The sequence below is a fragment of the Nocardioides pelophilus genome (genome assembly GCF_014180685.1).
In the GTDB taxonomy this organism is placed as follows: Bacteria; Actinomycetota; Actinomycetes; order Propionibacteriales; family Nocardioidaceae; genus Nocardioides; species Nocardioides pelophilus.
Window position 1 is genome coordinate 1 of record NZ_JACEHF010000080.1, and the last position, 17,262, is coordinate 17,262.

Here is a 17,262-nt window from a genome sequence, read left to right on the forward strand (position 1 = left end):
GCGGGCGACGCGGTACTCGTTCATGAAGCCGTACCCGCCGTGGATCTGGACGCAGTGGTCGATGACCTCGTTCTGCATCTGCGAGGACCACCACTTGGCCTTGGCCGCCTCGACCGCCGTGAGCTGGCCCTCGGCGTGCGCGGCGACGCACTTGTCCATGTAGGCCTCGCAGACCTCGACCTGGGTGACCAGCTCGGCGAGCAAGAACTTGATGTGCTGGAAGCGGCCGATCGACTGGCCGAACGCCTGCCGGTCCTTGGCGTACTGGATGGTCTCGGTGAGGATCTGCTTGGCGTGGTGCGTGTTGGCGATCGCGCAGGCGATCCGCTCCTGCGGCAGCTTCTGCATCATGTGGACGAAGCCCATGTTGAGCTCGCCGACGATCTCGGCGTCGGTGACCCGCACGTTCTCGAAGAACAGCTCGGAGGTGTCGGACTCCTCCATGCCGACCTTGTCGAGCTTGCGGCCGCGGCTGAAGCCCTCCTTGGTCGCCTCGAGCGCGAACAGGGTGATGCCCTTCGGGCCCTTCTCCGGGTCGGTGCGCGCGGCGGTGATGATGAGGTCGCCGGAGAACCCGTTGGTGATGAAGGTCTTCGAGCCGTTGATGACCCACTCGTCGCCGTCGCGGACCGCAGTGGTCTTCAGCGCCGCGAGGTCGGAGCCACCGGACGGCTCGGTCATGCCGATGCCGAGGAGGATCTCGCCGGCGGCCACGCCCGGGAGCCAGCGCTGCTTCTGCTCCTCGGTGCCGAGCTCGACGATGTACGGCGCGGTGATGTCGGCGTGGATGCCGACACAGGTCGGCATCCACGCGCCGACCTTCGCCATCTCCTCGGTGAGGACCGCGTTGAAGCGGAAGTCGTCGGCCCCGGCGCCGCCGTACTCGTCGGGGATGGCGAGGCCGAGCATGCCCTGGGCACCGGCCTCGAGCCAGAACTCGCGAGGAAGCGACTTCTCCTGGATGTACTTCTCGGCGTTCGGGGTGACGGATCGCTCGATCCAGGTGCGGGCCGACTCGCGGAACGCCTCGTGGTCCTCGTTGTAGATGTCGCGCTTCATGCGACCGACTCTACTCGGAGGTAACAGGCTCCGGATTCGTGCTCGCGACCAAACGAGACGGCATCAGACTGGCCGCGAGCACAAGGAGCAGAGCGCATCCGGCCACCGCGAGGAAGACCGCCTGCAGCGCAGGGTCGAGTACGGCGACCGGGAGCTGGTCGAGCTCGATCGCGCCCGCCGCGTCGGCTCCCCCGAGCCGGTCGGCCACCATCGCGTTCGCGATCGCACCGAACATCGCGACGCCGACCGCGCTGCCGACCGAGCGGGCGAACATGTTGGCGCCGGTGGCGACGCCGCGCTGGCGGAACTCCACCGCCGACTGCAGGGCGACGATGCTCGGGCTGACGACGTAGCCCAGTCCGAGGCCGAGCACCAAGCACGCGGCGGCGAGCAGCCAGATCGGGCTGCCCGGCCCGACCAGCACCAGGATCGAGGCGCCGATCGCGCCGAAGCCCGCGCCGAGGAAGAGACAGGCCTTGAACCCCCAGCGCAGGTAGACCCGGCCCGACGTGCTCGCCGCGAACGGCCAGCCGATGGCGAGCGCGGCGACCGCGAAGCCGGCGACGGTCGCACCGGCGCCGAGCACCTGCTGGGCGTAGACCGGGACGTAGGAGGTGACCCCGAGCATCACCATGCCGGCGATGAAGCCGCCCACCGTCGCCGCGTTGAGGACCCGGTGACGGAACAGCCAACCTGGCAGGACCGGGTCGGCGGCGCGGCCCTCGACCCGGACGAACAGGAGCAGCAGGAGCGCCGAGCCGCCGAGCGCGACCGCGCTCTGCCACGACAGCCACGGCCAGCGGATGCCGCCCTCGAGCAGGCCGAGGAGCAGCAGCGCGGAGGCCGCGGCGACGAGGGTCGCGCCCCACCAGTCGATGGGTCGGCGCACGTGCGGCTCCGACAGCGACGCCTTCTCGTCGAACCGGACCCACAGCACGGCCGCGGCCAGGAGGCCGAGCGGCAGGTTGATCCAGAAGATCCAGCGCCAGGAAAGGTGGTCGGAGAAGAGCCCGCCGAGCGCAGGTCCGATCACGGCGGACATCGCCCACACGCTGGCGATGTAGCCCTGCGCGACCGCCCGCTCGGCGACGGAGTAGATGTCGCCCATGATCGTCATGCCCGCCGGCTGGATCGCCCCGGCGCCGAGACCCTGCAGGGCCCGGAACGCGATCAGCGCGCCCATGCTCCACGCCACCGCGCACAGCACCGACCCGAGCACGAACGTCCCGATGCCGAAGAGCATCAGCGGCTTGCGCCCGAAGGTGTCGGCGAGCTTGCCGTAGATCGGCGTGCTGATCGCCTGGGTCAGCAGGTAGGCGGAGAACAGCCACGGGAACTGGGTGAACCCCCCGAGGTCGCGCACGATCGCCGGCACCGCGGTGGCGAGGATCGTGGCGTCGATCGCGATGAGGGCGATGGAGATCATCACCGAGCCGAGGATCGGACCTCGCTCGCTCCGCAGCCCCACCGACGCGCGGGTCGGGGCAGCGGTGGTCACAACAGCCCGCAACCGGGCCGGCCGGCACGGCATTCCCGGATGGGGCCCGTCATCCCCCGTCGCCGATGGCGGAGTCCTTGAGGATGTCGTCCTCAGGCGGCAGGTCGACCTCGACCGCCTCGTCGAAGGCGGAGTACTCGAACCACGCGTCCTCGGTCTCGTTGATCCGCAGCAGGTAGTGCGGGGCACCCACCATCACGTAGTAGGTCTCCTCGTTGGCGCCCTCCTGCAGGTGGACCTTGACCGCATCCTCGCCCTGCACGCTGACCACCCCCTGGTTGGTGGCGGTCGCGCCCTCGCGGCCGTCCCGCTCGAGGAACTCGTCGAGGTCGCAGACGCTGGCGAACTGGTCGGGGTCCTCGGTGAACTCGAGCCAGCGACCGTCGAGGTAGGCCAGGAAGTCCTGCGCGTTGTCGATCCCGAAGTCGGTGAGGAACGCCGCGTCCGGCTTGACCATGGTCCGGCCATCGGTGCGGAGCACCTCCGCGGTTCCGCTGCCGAGGAAGCTCATCGTGCCCCGGCAGTCGCCGTCGGCCGTGATCGCCATGTTGACGGAGACGAGCTTGCGGCCGTCGGGGAACTGGCCGCGCACCTGGACGCTGTCGAGGACCTTCATCTCCTTCTCGGAGGCGACCAGGATCTCCTCCGGCTCCATCGCGACGAACGACGACTCGGTCGGGTCCGGCGTCGGCTCGCCGCCTCCACCACCGCCCCCACCGTCGCCCACGAGCGCCGCGGCGGCGACACCGCCGGCGACCGCGAGCACCCCTGCGCCCACCGCGGCGACCAGCAGCTTCGTGCGTGAGCGGCCGGCCGGCCGCGGGTGCGGGTGCCGGTCGTGGCCCGGCGCCGCGGTCGACACGTGGGCGGGCGGCGGTCCGGCCGGGGGCGGGCCGGCCGGGGGCGGGCCGGTCGGCGGAGGCGACGGGACCCCGGCGCGCGGCTGGGTGCCGGACGCGAGCGGCCGGATCGCCGTACGCCCCGGCTGCTCCGGCACCGCCGACCCGGGCGTGTGCGGGAGCCGGAGCGCGGCCTGGAGGTCGGCGCGCATCGCGGCCGCGGTCGGGTAGCGACGGCCGGCCTCCTTGGCCATCGCGAGCCGCAGGATCCGGTTCGTGGCGTGCACCATCGGGCTGTCCCCCGCGAGCTGCGGGATCGGGCCGTTCACGTGGCCGGCGACGATCTGGTAGTCGCTCTGGCCGGAGTACGGCGGCGCGCCGGTCAGCGCCACCCACAGCAGGCAGCCGAGGGAGTAGACATCGGTGACGAAGCTCGCCTCGGCGCCGCCGTGCAGCTCGGGCGCCATGTAGGTGGGGGTGCCGACGGCCGACGACCCGAACCGGGTCGAGGCCGCGTCCATCCGGCGCGCGATGCCGAAGTCGCCGAGGTAGGCGCGGACGGCGTTGCCGCGGATCCGGACCATCACGTTGCCCGGCTTGATGTCGCGGTGCACCAGGCCCGCGTCGTGGGCATCGGCCAGGCCGGTCGCCACCTGCTCGATCACGCTCAGCGCGTCGACCAGCGGCGGGACGCCCGCCGTACGGATCAGCCGGCCGAGGTCACCGTCGACGACCAGCTGGCTGGCGATGTAGACGAAGCCGTCCTCCTCGCCGTGGGCGTAGACCGCGACCACGTGCGCCGACTCCAGGGACGCCTGGGCCCGGGCCTCGCGGCTGAACCGCTCGCGGAACTCCGGGTCGTGGGCGAGGTACGGCGCGACGATCTTCAGGGCGACCTCGCGACCGAGGTTCTCCTCGACGGCGCGGTAGACCACGCCCATGCCGCCCTGGCCGAGCTGCTCCACGATCCGGAACCGCCCGATCCGGGCGCCGGGCTGCGGATAACCGCTCTCCGAGACCGAGACCACGACACGTTTCTACCCCACAGGCAAGGGTTCCTCGCTCTTGGCGGCGTCGGGCCGGTCCTCCTCGCGGAACCCGTAACGCTCCCACCAGCGGGCCATCGGCGCCGGAGCCCACCAGTTCCACCGGCCGAGCAGCTTCATCGTGGCGGGCACCAGGAGGGCCCGGACGATGGTCGCGTCGACCAGCAGCGCGATCAGCATGCCGATGCCCATCATCTTCATGAAGACCACGCCGCTGAGGCTGAAGGCGCCGATGACGACCCCGAGCAGCAGCGCCGCGCTGGTGATGATCCGGCCGGTCTTCTGCAGCCCCGTCGCCACCGCTACGTCGTTGTCGCCGGTGGCGTCCCACTGCTCGCGCACCCTGCTGAGCAGGAACACCTCGTAGTCCATCGACAGCCCGAACAGCACGGCCAGCATGACGATCGGGTTGGTCAGGTCGAGGAAGCCGGAGCTCTCGAAACCGAGCAGGTTCTCGAGGTGCCCGTCGCTGAAGATCCACGTGACGACCCCGAAGGACGCGGTGATCGAGAAGAAGTTCATGGCCACCGCCTTGATCGGCAGCACCAGCGACCCGAACGCCAGGAACAGCAGCACCAGCATGACGGTGACGACGATCAGGCCCATCCACGGCAGGTTGGACTTCACCGACGCGGCGAGGTCGACGGTGTCGGCGGTGAGGCCGCCCACCAGCGCGGCCGAGCCGTCCGGACCGGGTACGGCGCGCAGGTCGCGCACGATCTCCTGGCTCTCCTCGCTCTGGCTGTTGCCCTCCCAAGCGGCGCGCAGCAGGGTGGTGTCGCCCTCGGCCTGGACGGGCCGCACGTCGACGATCCCGGGCACGTCGTCGAGCGCCTCGGTGTAGGAGGTCACCTCGGCCTCGTCGGCGCCCTCGAGCAGCACGTTGGCGGTCGAGCGCTCGGAGCCGAACTCGTCGTTCAACCGCTCGGCCGCCTGGTGGGCGGCGGCGTCGGGCGGGAGCACGCGGTAGTCCACGCTGCCCCACTTCACCCCGAGGAACGGCGAGGCGACGGCGAGCAGCACGACGATCACCCCGACGGCGACCAGCACCGGTCGGCGCATCACTCCGTTCGCCAGCCGCGACCAGGCGCCGTGCTCGCTGTCGACGGCGGCAGCCCGCTGCAGGAACGGGATCCGGAGCGAGTCGACCCGCTTGCCGAGCAGCGCGAGCGTGGCCGGCAGGACGGTCAGCGCGGCCACCATCGCGACGAGGACGGCCGCGATGCCGCCGTACCCGATCGACTTCAGGAAGGCCTGCGGGAAGACGAGGAGCGAGCTCATCGCGGCCGCGACGGTCAGCGCGGAGAACATCACGGTGCGGCCGGCGGTCGCCATCGTGCGGACCAGCGCGTGCCGGGTGTCGTCGGGCGTCAGCGCGATCTCCTCGCGGAACCGCGACACGACGAACAGCGCGTAGTCGATCGAGAGGCCCAGGCCGATGAGGGTGATGATGTTGGGCGCGAAGATCGAGACCTCGGTGATCTCGTTGAGCCCGGCGATCATCGCGCGCGCACCGAGGACCGTGACCACGCCCACCAGAAGCGGCAGCAGCGCCGCGGTCACGCTGCGGAAGATGATCAGCGAGAGCAGCAGGACGACCGGCAGCGAGACGATCTCCGCCATCAGCAGGTCGTCCTTGGTGTGCTCGTTGACGTCGGAGTAGACGGCGTACGGTCCGGCGAAGTCGACGTCGAGATCGGAGTCGCTGAGCACCGGCCGGATCGCCCGGTAGGAGTCCTGGAAGTCGTTCTGGCTGTCGCCGTCGAGCGAGATGTAGACCAAGGTGGCGTGCTCGTCGCCACTCACCATCGCCGGGTCCTCGGTCTCGTAGAAGGTGGCGAACGAGGTGACCCGGTCGTCGGGCGCCGCGGCGAGCGTCTCCTCGACCTCGGCCTGGAAGTCCGGGTCGGAGACCACCAGGTCGTCGCTGGAGAAGATGGCGATCACGTCGATCGACTGGTTGCCGAAGGCGGCACGCTCCGCCTCGAGCTCCTGCGCCGACTCCGACGCCGGGTCCTCGAACCCACCGGCCGAGAGCTCGTCCTCCAGGCCGACGCCCGCGAACATCGCCGCGGCGGTGATCCCGAGCCCCACCAGCAGGACGACGACCGCACGCCGGACGACCATGGCTCCCCAACGCTCGATCATGTTCCCGACCTCTCAGTGACGCTGCTTCAGTTTGTTAACGCCGTTCACGGTAAACGGTGTAAACTTCCGCCGTCAACCCTTGTCGGGGCCTCGTCGTGTGGTCCTGATCGCATCCGGGAATCCGAGGAGTGGCGTGCCCGCACTGCACCAGCCCACCCGCCGCGAGCGGCAACGTGAGGCGACGTACGACGAGATCGTGCGGGTCGCCAGCGAGCTGCTGAGCGAGGGGGCCGAGCTCTCACTGAGGGCGGTGGCGTCCCGGATGGGGCTGACCGCTCCGGCGCTCTACCGCTACGTCGCGAGCTACCAGGAGCTGGTCGACCTGGTCGCGTTCGAGCTCGACAAGGCCGCGACGCAGGGATTCATGCAGGCCGCGGAGAAGTACCGCGCCGACGACCCGGCGGCGCGGTTGTGCGCGGCGTGCGTCGCCTTCCGACGCTGGGCGCTCAGCCGGCCACGGGAGTTCGCCCTGGTCTTCGCGAACCCGATCGGCAGCGAGGACTCCGATCGGCGGGAGCTGCTCACCCTGTCGACGTCGGGCCACTACTTCACCGACCTCCTCTACGAGATCTGGGAGCTCTACCAGTTCCCGTTCCCGGCCCTGGACGAGCTCGACCCGATCGTGCGCGACGCGGTGCTCAACCCGCTGATCCCCGCGAAGGCCGCGCACATCGAGACCGAGGACCGCGGCATCCTGTGGATCTACATGCGGTCGTGGTCGGCGCTCTACGGCGTGGTGACGCTGGAGTCGATGGGCCACTGCGACCCGCGGATCATCGAGAGCGGCGCCCTCTTCCGCGCCACCATCCTCGACTGGCTCGAACCCCTCGGCCTGGCTGCCGAGAAGGAGCGGCTCACCGCCCTGCTCGACGAGGAGCTCGCCGCCGCTGGTTGAGGTGCGAGCGAAGCGACCCCCCGCCGCTGGTTGAGGTGCGAGCGAAGCGAGCCTCGAAACCAAGGCCCCACGTGCCTACCCGAGGTACGTCGGGATCTCCGCCCGCACCCGATCCGCGTCGCCGAACGCGGCCAGCAGCGCGACCAGCAGGATCCGACCCTGCCCGGCACGGAGGGTGCCGAGGGGGACCGCGCCGGCCGCGACCAGGTCGGCGCCACCTCCGCCGCCCCCGTAGATCCCGGCCACCGGGCCGGTGTCGACCCGGGTGGTGAGCCCGACGACGACGCCCTGCCGGGCGAGGTCGGCGACGGCCGCGACGATCGCCGGGTTGGCGTTGCCCGCGCCGGTGGCGACGAGCACGACGCCGCGCGCTCCTGCGGCCGCGAACGCGCGCAGCGCGGTGCCGTCGACGCCGGGGTAGACCGCGGCGATGTCGACCCGCGCCGGCTCGAGCCCGGCGAGGTCGGCGTCGAGGTGCTCGCGATGAGCCGGCAGACCGTCGAGGACCAGCCGGCCCTCGACGACCCGACCCAGCGGCCCGCCGTCGGGCTGGGCGAACGCCGCGGCGTCGTGGGTGTGCACCTTGCGGGTGCCGCGCGCCGCCAGCACCAGTCCGTCGAAGACCACCAGCACGCCGAGCCCGCGGGCGGTCGGGTCGGCGGCGACCTGCACCGCGTCGCGGAGGTTGCGCGGGCCGTCCGCGTCGGGCGCGTCGGCCGGTCGCTGGGCGCCGGTGAGCACGACCGGCCGGTCGTCGTCGTACAGGAGGTCGAGGAGGTACGCCGTCTCCTCAGCGGTGTCGGTCCCGTGGGTCACCACGACCCCTGCGACCGTGGGATCGGCCAGCGCCGCCCGCACCTCGCGGACGATGACCGCCTGGTCGGCCGTGGTCAGCGCAGAGCTGTCCTTGATGAAGAGGTCGCGGGCGATGACCACCACGCCGCCCTGCCCGTCGACGCTGTCGACCCCGTCGACCGCGTCGACCCCGGCCCCGTGGACGAGGGCGCCGACGGAGTCGACGGGCTGGGCTGCGCCGTGCTCGTCGAGCCGGCTGGCGATGGTGCCGCCCGTGCCGAGCACCACGACCCGGCGCGCGGTCACTCCTCCCGCGGTGCTCACTGGCCGATCAACCTCGACACCCACGCCGGCACGAGGTCGCCGGCACGCCCGTGGCGGGCCTCGTGGAAGAAGTGGGTGCCGACGCTCGGGACCAGGTTGAGCTCCAGCGTGCGGGCGCCGTACGCGCGGGCCTGCTGGACGAAGCTGGCAGCCGGATAGACGGCGCCGGAGGTGCCGACCGAGACGAAGAGGTCGCACTCCGCAAGTGCGTCGCCGATGGCCTCCATGGCGTAGGGGACCTCGCCGAACCACACCACGTCCGGGCGCAGCACGCCCTTCCCGCATCCGGCGCACGGCGGTGCGTCGAGCAGCGATCCCTCCCACCGGGTACGGCGGCCGCAGCGCAGGCACAACGCGGACCGCAGCTCGCCGTGCATGTGGATCACCCGCTCGGACCCGGCGCGTTCGTGCAGGTCGTCGATGTTCTGCGTGACGAGGGTGAGGTGGTCCCCGATCAGCCGCTCGAGCTCGGCGAGCGCGTGATGGGCGGCGTTGGGCAGGACCTTCGTCAGCGCCGCGCGGCGGGCGTCGTAGAACCGGTGCACCGTCTCCGGGTCGGCGAGGAACGCCTCCGGCGTCGCGACGTCCTCGACCCGATGGCCCTCCCAGAGCCCGTCGGCGTCGCGGAAGGTCGGCACCCCGCTCTCCGCGGAGATGCCGGCGCCGGTGAGGACCACGACCTTCACGACGGGGACTCTACGTACTTCGCAGCGCGGTCACGAGGCCCGGTCGCGTTGCCGTGTGCGGCCATTCCGAACCCGACCAGCAGCACCGCCACCGTCCCCATCACGGCTTGCAGCGGGTCGAGGCCCACGAACGGGATCTGGACGGCGAGCTCGACCGCCAGCAGCAGGCCGGCTGCGACCGCCGCCGCCCCCAGTCGGCGCGACCGCCGCCAGGCCAGGACGGTCACCAGGCCGCAGGGAAGCGCGACGCTGGCGGCGAGCCAGATGCCGGGCAGCACCCAGGAGCGCAGGCCGAGCCGGCTCAGGTCGCTCACCGGCGGGGTGAACGTGTCGGTGACCAGCTGGACCGAACCCACGACCGCACCCAGGCTGGTCACGGCGGCCAGCGTGCCGAGGGTCCTCCGCCACCTGATGGTCTCGAGGTTCATGCTGTCCCCCTCGCGAAGTCACCACCAGCATGGTTCGCCGGGCCCGCGCGCGACAGGGCCGGAGTCCCCCGTGTTCGCGGGACCTGAGGCCCTCCCCGATCAGGTCTGGGTCAGCTCGCCTTGATCAGCATCAGGTTGGTCTTGCCGGCGTGCTCCAGCTCGCCGACCTCCTGGTAGCCGCGACGGCGGTGGAACTCCAGCGACGGTTCGTTGGTCTCGTAGACCTCGAGGGCGACCGGCAGGTCGGACTCGACTGCGTCGTACAGCCGCGAGGCCACGCCCTGGCGCCGGTGCGTCTCGGCCACCACGATGCGGTCGAGATAGACGTACTCGTCGAGCCGGTTCTCGAACCACTCGTAGCGGCTCGAGTCGTAGACGGCACCGGTCGGGAGCGTGATCACGAAGCCGGCGACGTCACCACCATCGTCCAGGACGAGAGCCTGGTCGGCCTGCTTGACCAGCAGGGCCAGGGACTCGTGGTCCAGAGGGCCGACGCCCTCCAGCGCACCCTGGTTCAGGTCCACGATCGTGTCGTGGTCGTGCTGCTCGATGGGGCGGATGGTCGTGTTTTCAACAGGCGTCATCTCTCACGACGTTACGGCGACCGCGCGTGGCTGGCCAATCGCGGGGACCGGTCGTGGGCCTTGTCACACGCCCGCGCGGAGCCCGGAGTCAGTAGTACCAGGGGTACGGCGACCAGTCGGGCTCGCGCTTCTCGAGGAACTGGTCCCGGCCCTCCTGGGCCTCGTCGGTCATGTACGCCAGCCGGGTGGTCTCGCCGGCGAACAGCTGCTGGCCGACCAGGCCGTCGTCCGGGAGGTTGAAGGCGTACTTCAGCATCCGCATCGCGGTGGGGCTCTTGCCGTTGATGATCCGGCCCCACTCCAGCGCGACAGCCTCGAGCTCGGCATGCGGCACCGCCCGGTTGACGGTGCCCATCCGCATGCCGTCGGCGGCGTCGTACTCCTCGGCGAGGAAGAAGACCTCGCGGGCGTACTTCTGCCCGACCTGCTTGGCGAGGTACGCCGACCCGTAGCCGCCGTCGAAGGAGCCGACATCGGCATCGGTCTGCTTGAAGCGCGCGTGCTCCGCGCTGGCCAGGGTGAGGTCCGCGACGACGTGGAGGCTGTGCCCGCCGCCCGCTGCCCAGCCGGGGACCACGCAGATGACGACCTTCGGCATGAAGCGGATCAGCCGCTGGCACTCGAGGATGTGCAGGCGCGCGAGCTTGGCCTTGTCGATCGGGCTCGGCTCGGACGCCCCGGTCGCCCCGGCGGCGTACGTCGCGCCGTCCTCCTCGTACTGGTAGCCCGCCTTGCCGCGGATCCGCTGGTCGCCGCCGGTGCAGAAGCTGCGCTTCCCGTTCTTCGGCGACGGTCCGTTGCCGGTGAGGATCACGCAGCCGACGTCGGCCGACGTCCGCGCGTGCTCCAGCGTGCGGAGGAGCTCGTCGACCGTGTGCGGGCGGAACGCATTGAGCACGTCGGGGCGGTCGAACGCGATCCGCACCGTCCCATGCGCCTTCGCCCGGTGGTAGGTGAGGTCGGTGAGGTCCGCGAACCCCGGCACCTCGTCCCACGCCTCCGGGTCGAACGTCTCCGACACACCCTCGATCGCGCTCATGGCGTGGAGGCTATCGAGTCAGGCGATCGGCTCCAGCAGGAAGACCGGGATCTCGCGGTCGGTCTTCTCCTGGTAGGAGGCGTACGTCGACCAGGTGGCGACCGCGAGGTCCCACCACTCCTGCCGCTCGTCACCTTCCACGAGGCGGGCGCGGTAGAGCGCGGGCTCGGGTCCGTCCTGCAGCTGGACCACCGGGTCGGCCAGGAAGTTGGCGGCCCAGCTCGGGTTGTCCGGCGCGCCGCCCTTGGATGCGATCGCGACGTAGACGCCGTCCTTCTCGACCCGCATCACCGGGTTCTTGCGGAGCTTGCCCGACTTCGAGCCGCGCGAGGTGATCACCACGATCGGCCAGTCCGGGTTGTCCCGGAGGACGTTGGCCTCCGTGCCGCCGCTCGCTTCGTAGGTCGCCACCTGGTCGCGCACCCACTGGGCCGCGCTGGGTTCGTACTCGCCTTCGAGGAGATCCATACCCGTGCCAATGCCCGACGGCCGGCCGGACATTCCCCGAGCTGGGTCGACGGAGGTCAGGCGCCGGCGATGGTGACCGCGAGGCCGGACAGGTGGCCCAGGCGCGCGATCTCGGAGTCGACGAACTCCGGTCCCCCGCGTCGGCCGATCACGACGATCTGGTTGCCGTCGAGACGCGCGGCGGCGTACAGGGTGACGTCGTCCTCGGTCTCCGGCTCGAGCCGGCTCGGCCCGTGCAGGTCGACGAACTCGAATTCCTCCGGGGCGGCGCTGGTGCCCTGCACCACGCCCTTGGCGCGGTGCACCCGCGCGGCCCAGTCGGCGCGGAAGGTCCGGGGCAACAGCTCGATCAGCTTGGTGAGCGCGTCCGTGGGCGCGACGGTCAGCTCCTCCACCGCCTCGAGGTCGAGGGTCAGGTTGCCGCCGGCCGGGTAGCGGCTGATCCAGACCACCTTCACCCCGTCGAGGGAGTTGCACGCCGACACGATCGAGTCGGGCATCGTGCCTTCGGCGGTCTCGAGCAGCACGTCGTCGAGCGCGGTGCCGTCGTCGCGCTTCTCGACGATCTCGATCGCCTCGATGTCGCCGCCCGCCATACCGATCGCCGTCGCCACCCTGCCCAGCGATCCGGGGACGTCGGGCAGCTCAACGCGCAGGAGGAACGGCATGGCTTCGAGGCTAGCCGCCTCACGTTGCCGGGCCGTTTCCGGGCCAGCAGACGGTACGGCGAGCGTGCTGGCCGGCCAGGTGGGCGACCGACTCCCTTTCGTCGGGGCCACCGCGTAGGTTGCCGGTCGTGCTCACCATCCACCGCGGCCCCGGCACCGCGGCCCTCGCCGACGCGCTGGGGGCCCTGCTGGCGGTGCCACCTGCCGACCCCTTCGCGAAGGAGGTCGTCGTGGTGCCCGCGAAGGGGGTCGAGCGCTGGCTGGCGCAGCGGCTGTCGCACCAGCTGGGCGCGGGCGACCGCGGCGCCGACGGCGTGTGCGCAGGCGTCGAGTTCCTGCGACCGCGGTCGTTGGTCGCCCTGCTGACCGGCACCGAGCGCTCCGACCCGTGGGACCCCGACCGGCTGGCGTGGCCGATCCTCTCGGTCATCGACGCCTCCCTCGGCGAGCCCTGGGCCGCCCCGATCGCGCGCCACCTGGGCGACGGCCTCGACGGCGTCGAGCGCGACCTCCGCCGAGCCCGTCGCTACGGGCTGGCGCGGCGCCTGGCCGGCCTCTTCGCGTCGTACGGCGTGCAGCGGCCCGCGCTGCTGACCGACTGGCGGGGCGGGCTGATCGACGCGGTGCCCGACGACCTGAAGTGGCAGGTCGAGCTGTGGGCCCGGGTCGTCGACGTCGTCGGTGCGCCGCCTCCCGACGAACGTCACCTCGCCACGTGCGCGGGGCTGCGCACGGACCCGGCCGCCTTCCCGCTGCCAGCCCGGCTGAGCCTGTTCGGCCACACCCGGATGCCGGTGACCGAGGTCGAGCTGCTGGCGGCGGTCGCCGAGAGCAGGGACGTGCACCTCTTCCTGCCGCAGGTCTCCGGCGCGCTGTGGGAGGCGCTCCGACCCGTCGTCGCCGACGGCCCGGTGCTGCGGTCCGCCGACCCCTCGGCCCGGGAGGCACGGCATCCACTGCTGGCGACCCTGGGCCGCGATGCCCGCGAGGTGCAGCGCCAGCTCGCGCCGGTGGCCGCGGTCGACGTGGTCTCCGAGGGCGACGCCCCGGGTGACCACCTGCTCGGCTGGTTGCAGGCCGACCTGCGCTCCAACGGGGTGGCCGCCGACCGCGGGGCGCGGGTGCTCCGCGACGACGACCGGTCCGTCCAGGTCCACTCGTGCCACGGCGCCGTACGTCAGGTCGAGGTCCTGCGCGACGTCCTCCTCGGGTTGCTCGACGACGACCAGACCCTGGAGCCGCGCGACATCCTCGTGATGTGCCCCGATGTGGAGGCGTTCGCTCCGCTGGTGCAGGCCGCTTTCGGGGCGGTGCCCGACGGTCACCCGGCTCGCCAGCTGCGGGTGTCGATGGCCGACCGCGGACTGTCCGCCACCAACGCGCTGCTGGCGATCGCCGGACAGCTGGTCGGGTTGGTCGAGGGTCGCGCCCGCGCCACCGACATCCTCGACCTGCTGGCCGCCGGCCCCGTCCGCCGCCGGTTCTCCTTCACCGACGACAACCTCGAGACCATCGCTCGCTGGGTGGCCGCGGCCGGCGTGCGCTGGGGCCTCGACGCCGACCACCGCCGTCACCACGGACTCTCCCTGCGGGAGAACACCTGGCGGTTCGGGCTCGACCGCATCGTCGCGGGCGTCGCCATGCCGGAGGAGCAGGTGCTGCTCGGGCGGACGCTTCCCGTCGACGACGTCGGCTCCTCCGACCTCGAGCTCGCCGGACGACTCGCAGAGGCGATGGCGCGGGTCGATGCCGCGGTCGCCGCCCTCGGGGCCGCCGGCACCGCCAGCGCGTGGGGCGCCGCCCTCCGGACCCATGTCGGCGCACTGACCGCGTCGTCCTTCGACGNCCAGCGCGTGGAGCGCCGCCCTCCGGACCCATGTCGGCGCACTGACCGCGTCGTCCTTCGACGACGCCTGGCAGGCAGCGCAGCTCGAGCACGAGCTGGCGCGGCTCGCCGCCGAGTCGGGCACCGCCACCCTCGCCGTCGCCGACGTCCGCCGCCTGCTGGAGGACCGCACGGCGCCACGACCGACCCGCTCGAACTTCCGCACGGGCGCGCTGACCGTCTCGACCCTGGTGCCGATGCGGTCGGTGCCCCACCGGGTGGTGTGCCTGCTCGGCATGGACGCCGACACGTTCCCCCGCTCGATCACCGTCGACGGCGACGACGCGCTCGCCCGCGACCCCCGCACCGGCGAGCGCGACGCCCGCGCAGAGGACCGCCAGCTGCTGCTCGACGCCGTCATGTCGGCGAGCGACGCGCTGGTGGTCACGTACGCCGGCATGTCGGAGCACTCCGGCCAGGACCGGCCGCCGGCGATCCCGATCGGCGAGCTCCTCGACACCCTCGACGCCACCGCAGCCGCGCCGGTCCGCGACCGGGTCCTGACCCGTCAACCGCTGCAGCCGCACGACGAACGGCTCCTCCGCGCCGAGGCACCGGCGACCTTCGACCCGAGCGCACTGGCCGCCGCGGAGGCGGCCCGGTCGTCGCTGCCGCGCCGACCGTTCCTTCCCGAGCCGGTGTCACCGCCCGGGCCGGACCTCACCCTCGACGACCTGCGGCGGTTCTTCACCAACCCCGCGCGGGCGCTCCTCGACCACCTCGACATCGCGCTCCCCTTCGACGTCGACCCGCCGCGCAACGACATCCCGATCTCGCCCGACGCGCTGGAGCGGTGGGCTGTCGGTGACCACGTCGTGGGCGCGGTCCTCGACGGCAGCACGCCCGATGCCGTGATCACCGCCGAGCTGCACCGTGGCTCGCTGCCGCCGGGCGACCTCGGTGTCGCGGCGCTGCGCGACATCGCCGGCTCCGCGCAGCAGGTCGTCAACCAGGCCCTCGGTCTCCGCACGGGCGAGCCGGTCACCACCGACGTCACCCTCGAGCTCGGCGCGGGCCGTCGGCTCACCGGCCGGGTCCCGGAGCTGTACGGCGACACCCTCGTGCGGGTCTCCTACTCCAGGCTCAACGCGAAGCACGCACTCGGGCTGTGGCTCGACCTGCTGGCGCTGCAGGCCACGGAGCCGGGCTTCGAGGTCCGCGGGGTCATGGTGGCCAAGGACCGCCTGGGACGGATCAAGCCGGTCGACCCGGAGCTGGCGCGAGCGACGCTCGCCCGCTGGGCCGCCGTCCGTCACGACGGCCTGCAGGGGCTGTGCCACCTGCCGCTGGAGACCGGTCACGCGTGGGCGCTCGGCCGGGGCAACCGGTCCGTCGCGTGGAAGAACGCCATGAAGAAGTGGCAGTGGGACAAGTTCCGACCCGAGCGCGACGACCCGGCGTGGACCCACTTCCTCGGTCCGCGGGCCGACCTCAGCCGGCTGTCCGACCTCGAGCGGCTGGCCGACGACGTCTGGCGCGACCTGGTCGCCTTCGAGCAGGGATGGTTCGTCCGGTGACCACGCTGCGTCCGTTCGACATCACCGCACCCCTGCCCGGGGTGACCGGCGACGGCCTGACCCCGACCACGAGCCTGCTCGAGGCCAGCGCCGGGACCGGCAAGACGTGGACCATCGCCGCCCTCATCACCCGCTACGTCGCCGACGGTCACGCCACCATCGACCAGGTCCTCGCCGTCACGTTCACCAACGCGGCGACCAACGAGCTCCGCGAGCGGGTGCGCAGCCGGCTGGCCGAAGCGGCCGACCACCTCGACGCGGCCCTGGCAGGGGGTCCGCCCCCGACGACGGACTCGCTCGTCACCTTGCTCGTCGCCGGGACCCCCACCGAGCTGACGGCTCGCCGCGACCGGCTGCGCGAGGCGGTCGCGGCCTTCGACACCTCGACCATCGTGACCATCCACCAGTTCTGCCAGCTGGTCCTCAAGGGCCTCGGCATCGCCGGCGACACCGACCCCCGGGCGACCCTGGTCGAGGACCTCTCCGACCTGCGCAAGGAGGTCGTCGACGACCTCTGGCTGCGCGACCACTCGCTCGACCCCCGGCTGACCCACGACGACGCCGGCACCATCGCCAAGGCGATCTTCGACAACCCCGGGGCGCGGCTCGCGCCCGAGACGTTCGACCCCGGGTCCGTCGACGAGGCGCGGGTCGGCTTCGCACGGTCGGTCGCCACCGAGTTCGAACATCGCAAGCGGCGCCTCGGGGTGCTGTCGTTCGACGACCTGCTCGGACAGCTGCGCGACGTGCTCGTCGACACCGACGCCGTCGCCGGCGGGCGGATGCGAGCGCGGTGGCAGGTCGTGCTGATCGACGAGTTCCAGGACACCGACCCCGTGCAGTGGGACGTCTTCGAGCGGGCGTTCCACGGGCACGCCGTACTCGTGCTGATCGGCGACCCGAAGCAGGCGATCTACGCCTTCCGCGGCGGTGACGTCTTCACCTACCTCAGGGCGGCCGGCGTCGCCGACGTGCGGCAGACGCTCACCACCAACCAGCGCAGCGACCACGCCCTGGTCGCGTCGGTCCACCAGGTGCTCAACCACGCCCACCTCGGTGACGCGCAGATCGCCGTCCACCCGATCGAGGCCGCCCGGTCCGCCGACGCCGACTGCGTCCGCGGGCTTCCCGGAGCTCCGTTCCAGCTGCGCGCCCTGCTCCGCGCCGACCTCGGCGCGCCGGCGGACGCGCTGGCGAAGGTCGACGCCGTGCGACCCCGGATCGCCGAAGACGTCGCCGCGCAGGTCCGTCACAACCTCGGGGCCGGCGCCGAGGTCCGCGACGCCGGCACCGGCAGATGGGTCCCGCTCACTGCCGGCCACATCGCCGTCCTGGCCCACGCCCGTCGGGACCTCGAGCTGGTCCAGGCGGGGCTGCGCGCGG

At 72.1% G+C, this 17,262-nt stretch carries 14 protein-coding genes and 1 pseudogene; 4 read left to right on the forward strand and 11 right to left on the reverse strand.

Features of this window, described 5'->3' with window-relative positions; all coding sequences use genetic code 11:
• The 4 genes from H0488_RS13605 to H0488_RS13620 form a co-directional block, all read right to left on the reverse strand.
• Positions 1-1,059, reverse strand: a 1,059-nt coding sequence (locus tag H0488_RS13605) for an acyl-CoA dehydrogenase family protein (protein WP_183099812.1), incomplete at its 3' end; no start/stop codon positions are given.
• A gap of 10 nt (positions 1,060-1,069) precedes the next feature.
• Positions 1,070-2,485 (reverse strand): MDR family MFS transporter, encoded by a 1,416-nt coding sequence (locus H0488_RS13610; protein WP_246372093.1) that lies wholly within the window; start codon positions 2,483-2,485, stop codon positions 1,070-1,072.
• Positions 2,486-2,606: 121 nt separating this feature from the next.
• Positions 2,607-4,424, reverse strand: coding sequence for a serine/threonine-protein kinase (locus H0488_RS13615; RefSeq protein WP_183099814.1), 1,818 nt, complete (start codon positions 4,422-4,424; stop codon positions 2,607-2,609).
• Between the two features lie 9 nt (positions 4,425-4,433).
• Positions 4,434-6,590 (reverse strand): MMPL family transporter, encoded by a 2,157-nt coding sequence (locus tag H0488_RS13620; RefSeq protein ID WP_183099815.1) that lies wholly within the window; start codon positions 6,588-6,590, stop codon positions 4,434-4,436.
• A gap of 133 nt (positions 6,591-6,723) precedes the next feature.
• Here H0488_RS13620 and H0488_RS13625 point away from each other — a divergent pair, with 133 nt between their 5' ends.
• Positions 6,724-7,485 (forward strand): TetR/AcrR family transcriptional regulator, encoded by a 762-nt coding sequence (locus H0488_RS13625; protein WP_183099816.1) that lies wholly within the window; start codon positions 6,724-6,726, stop codon positions 7,483-7,485.
• 75 nt (positions 7,486-7,560) lie between these two features.
• On the opposite strand, the gene H0488_RS25035 is transcribed toward H0488_RS13625, so the two are convergent.
• The 7 genes from H0488_RS25035 to H0488_RS13660 form a co-directional block, all read right to left on the reverse strand.
• Positions 7,561-8,604 (reverse strand): asparaginase, encoded by a 1,044-nt coding sequence (locus tag H0488_RS25035; RefSeq protein WP_220794566.1) that lies wholly within the window; start codon positions 8,602-8,604, stop codon positions 7,561-7,563.
• Positions 8,601-9,290, reverse strand: a complete 690-nt coding sequence (locus H0488_RS24685; RefSeq protein WP_183099817.1) for an NAD-dependent deacylase — start codon at positions 9,288-9,290, stop codon at positions 8,601-8,603. The genes H0488_RS25035 and H0488_RS24685 overlap by 4 nt, the downstream gene beginning before the upstream one ends.
• Positions 9,287-9,718 (reverse strand): hypothetical protein, encoded by a 432-nt coding sequence (locus H0488_RS13640; protein WP_183099818.1) that lies wholly within the window; start codon positions 9,716-9,718, stop codon positions 9,287-9,289. Before H0488_RS13640 ends, H0488_RS24685 begins: the two co-directional genes overlap by 4 nt.
• A gap of 110 nt (positions 9,719-9,828) precedes the next feature.
• Positions 9,829-10,302, reverse strand: a complete 474-nt coding sequence (locus H0488_RS13645) for a GNAT family N-acetyltransferase (RefSeq protein WP_183099819.1) — start codon at positions 10,300-10,302, stop codon at positions 9,829-9,831.
• 88 nt (positions 10,303-10,390) lie between these two features.
• Positions 10,391-11,341 (reverse strand): 1,4-dihydroxy-2-naphthoyl-CoA synthase, encoded by a 951-nt coding sequence (locus H0488_RS13650; RefSeq protein WP_183099820.1) that lies wholly within the window; start codon positions 11,339-11,341, stop codon positions 10,391-10,393.
• Between the two features lie 18 nt (positions 11,342-11,359).
• Positions 11,360-11,809: a nitroreductase family deazaflavin-dependent oxidoreductase gene (locus tag H0488_RS13655; RefSeq protein ID WP_183099821.1), complete on the reverse strand. Its 450-nt coding sequence runs from the start codon at positions 11,807-11,809 to the stop codon at positions 11,360-11,362.
• Positions 11,810-11,865: 56 nt separating this feature from the next.
• Positions 11,866-12,477 (reverse strand): ACT domain-containing protein, encoded by a 612-nt coding sequence (locus H0488_RS13660; protein WP_183099822.1) that lies wholly within the window; start codon positions 12,475-12,477, stop codon positions 11,866-11,868.
• A gap of 128 nt (positions 12,478-12,605) precedes the next feature.
• On the opposite strand from H0488_RS13660, the pseudogene H0488_RS25410 reads away from it, so the two are divergent.
• The 3 genes and pseudogenes from H0488_RS25410 to H0488_RS13670 all read left to right on the forward strand — a co-directional run.
• Positions 12,606-14,261 (forward strand): annotated as a pseudogene (locus H0488_RS25410) (exodeoxyribonuclease V subunit gamma); the annotation flags it as partial.
• A gap of 739 nt (positions 14,262-15,000) precedes the next feature.
• On the forward strand, positions 15,001-15,879 hold the full coding sequence (locus H0488_RS25045; protein ID WP_312856337.1) for a hypothetical protein: 879 nt from the start codon (positions 15,001-15,003) through the stop codon (positions 15,877-15,879).
• A partial coding sequence (locus H0488_RS13670; RefSeq protein WP_183099823.1) for a UvrD-helicase domain-containing protein occupies positions 15,876-17,262 on the forward strand: 1,387 nt, incomplete at its 3' end. The genes H0488_RS25045 and H0488_RS13670, both read left to right, overlap by 4 nt.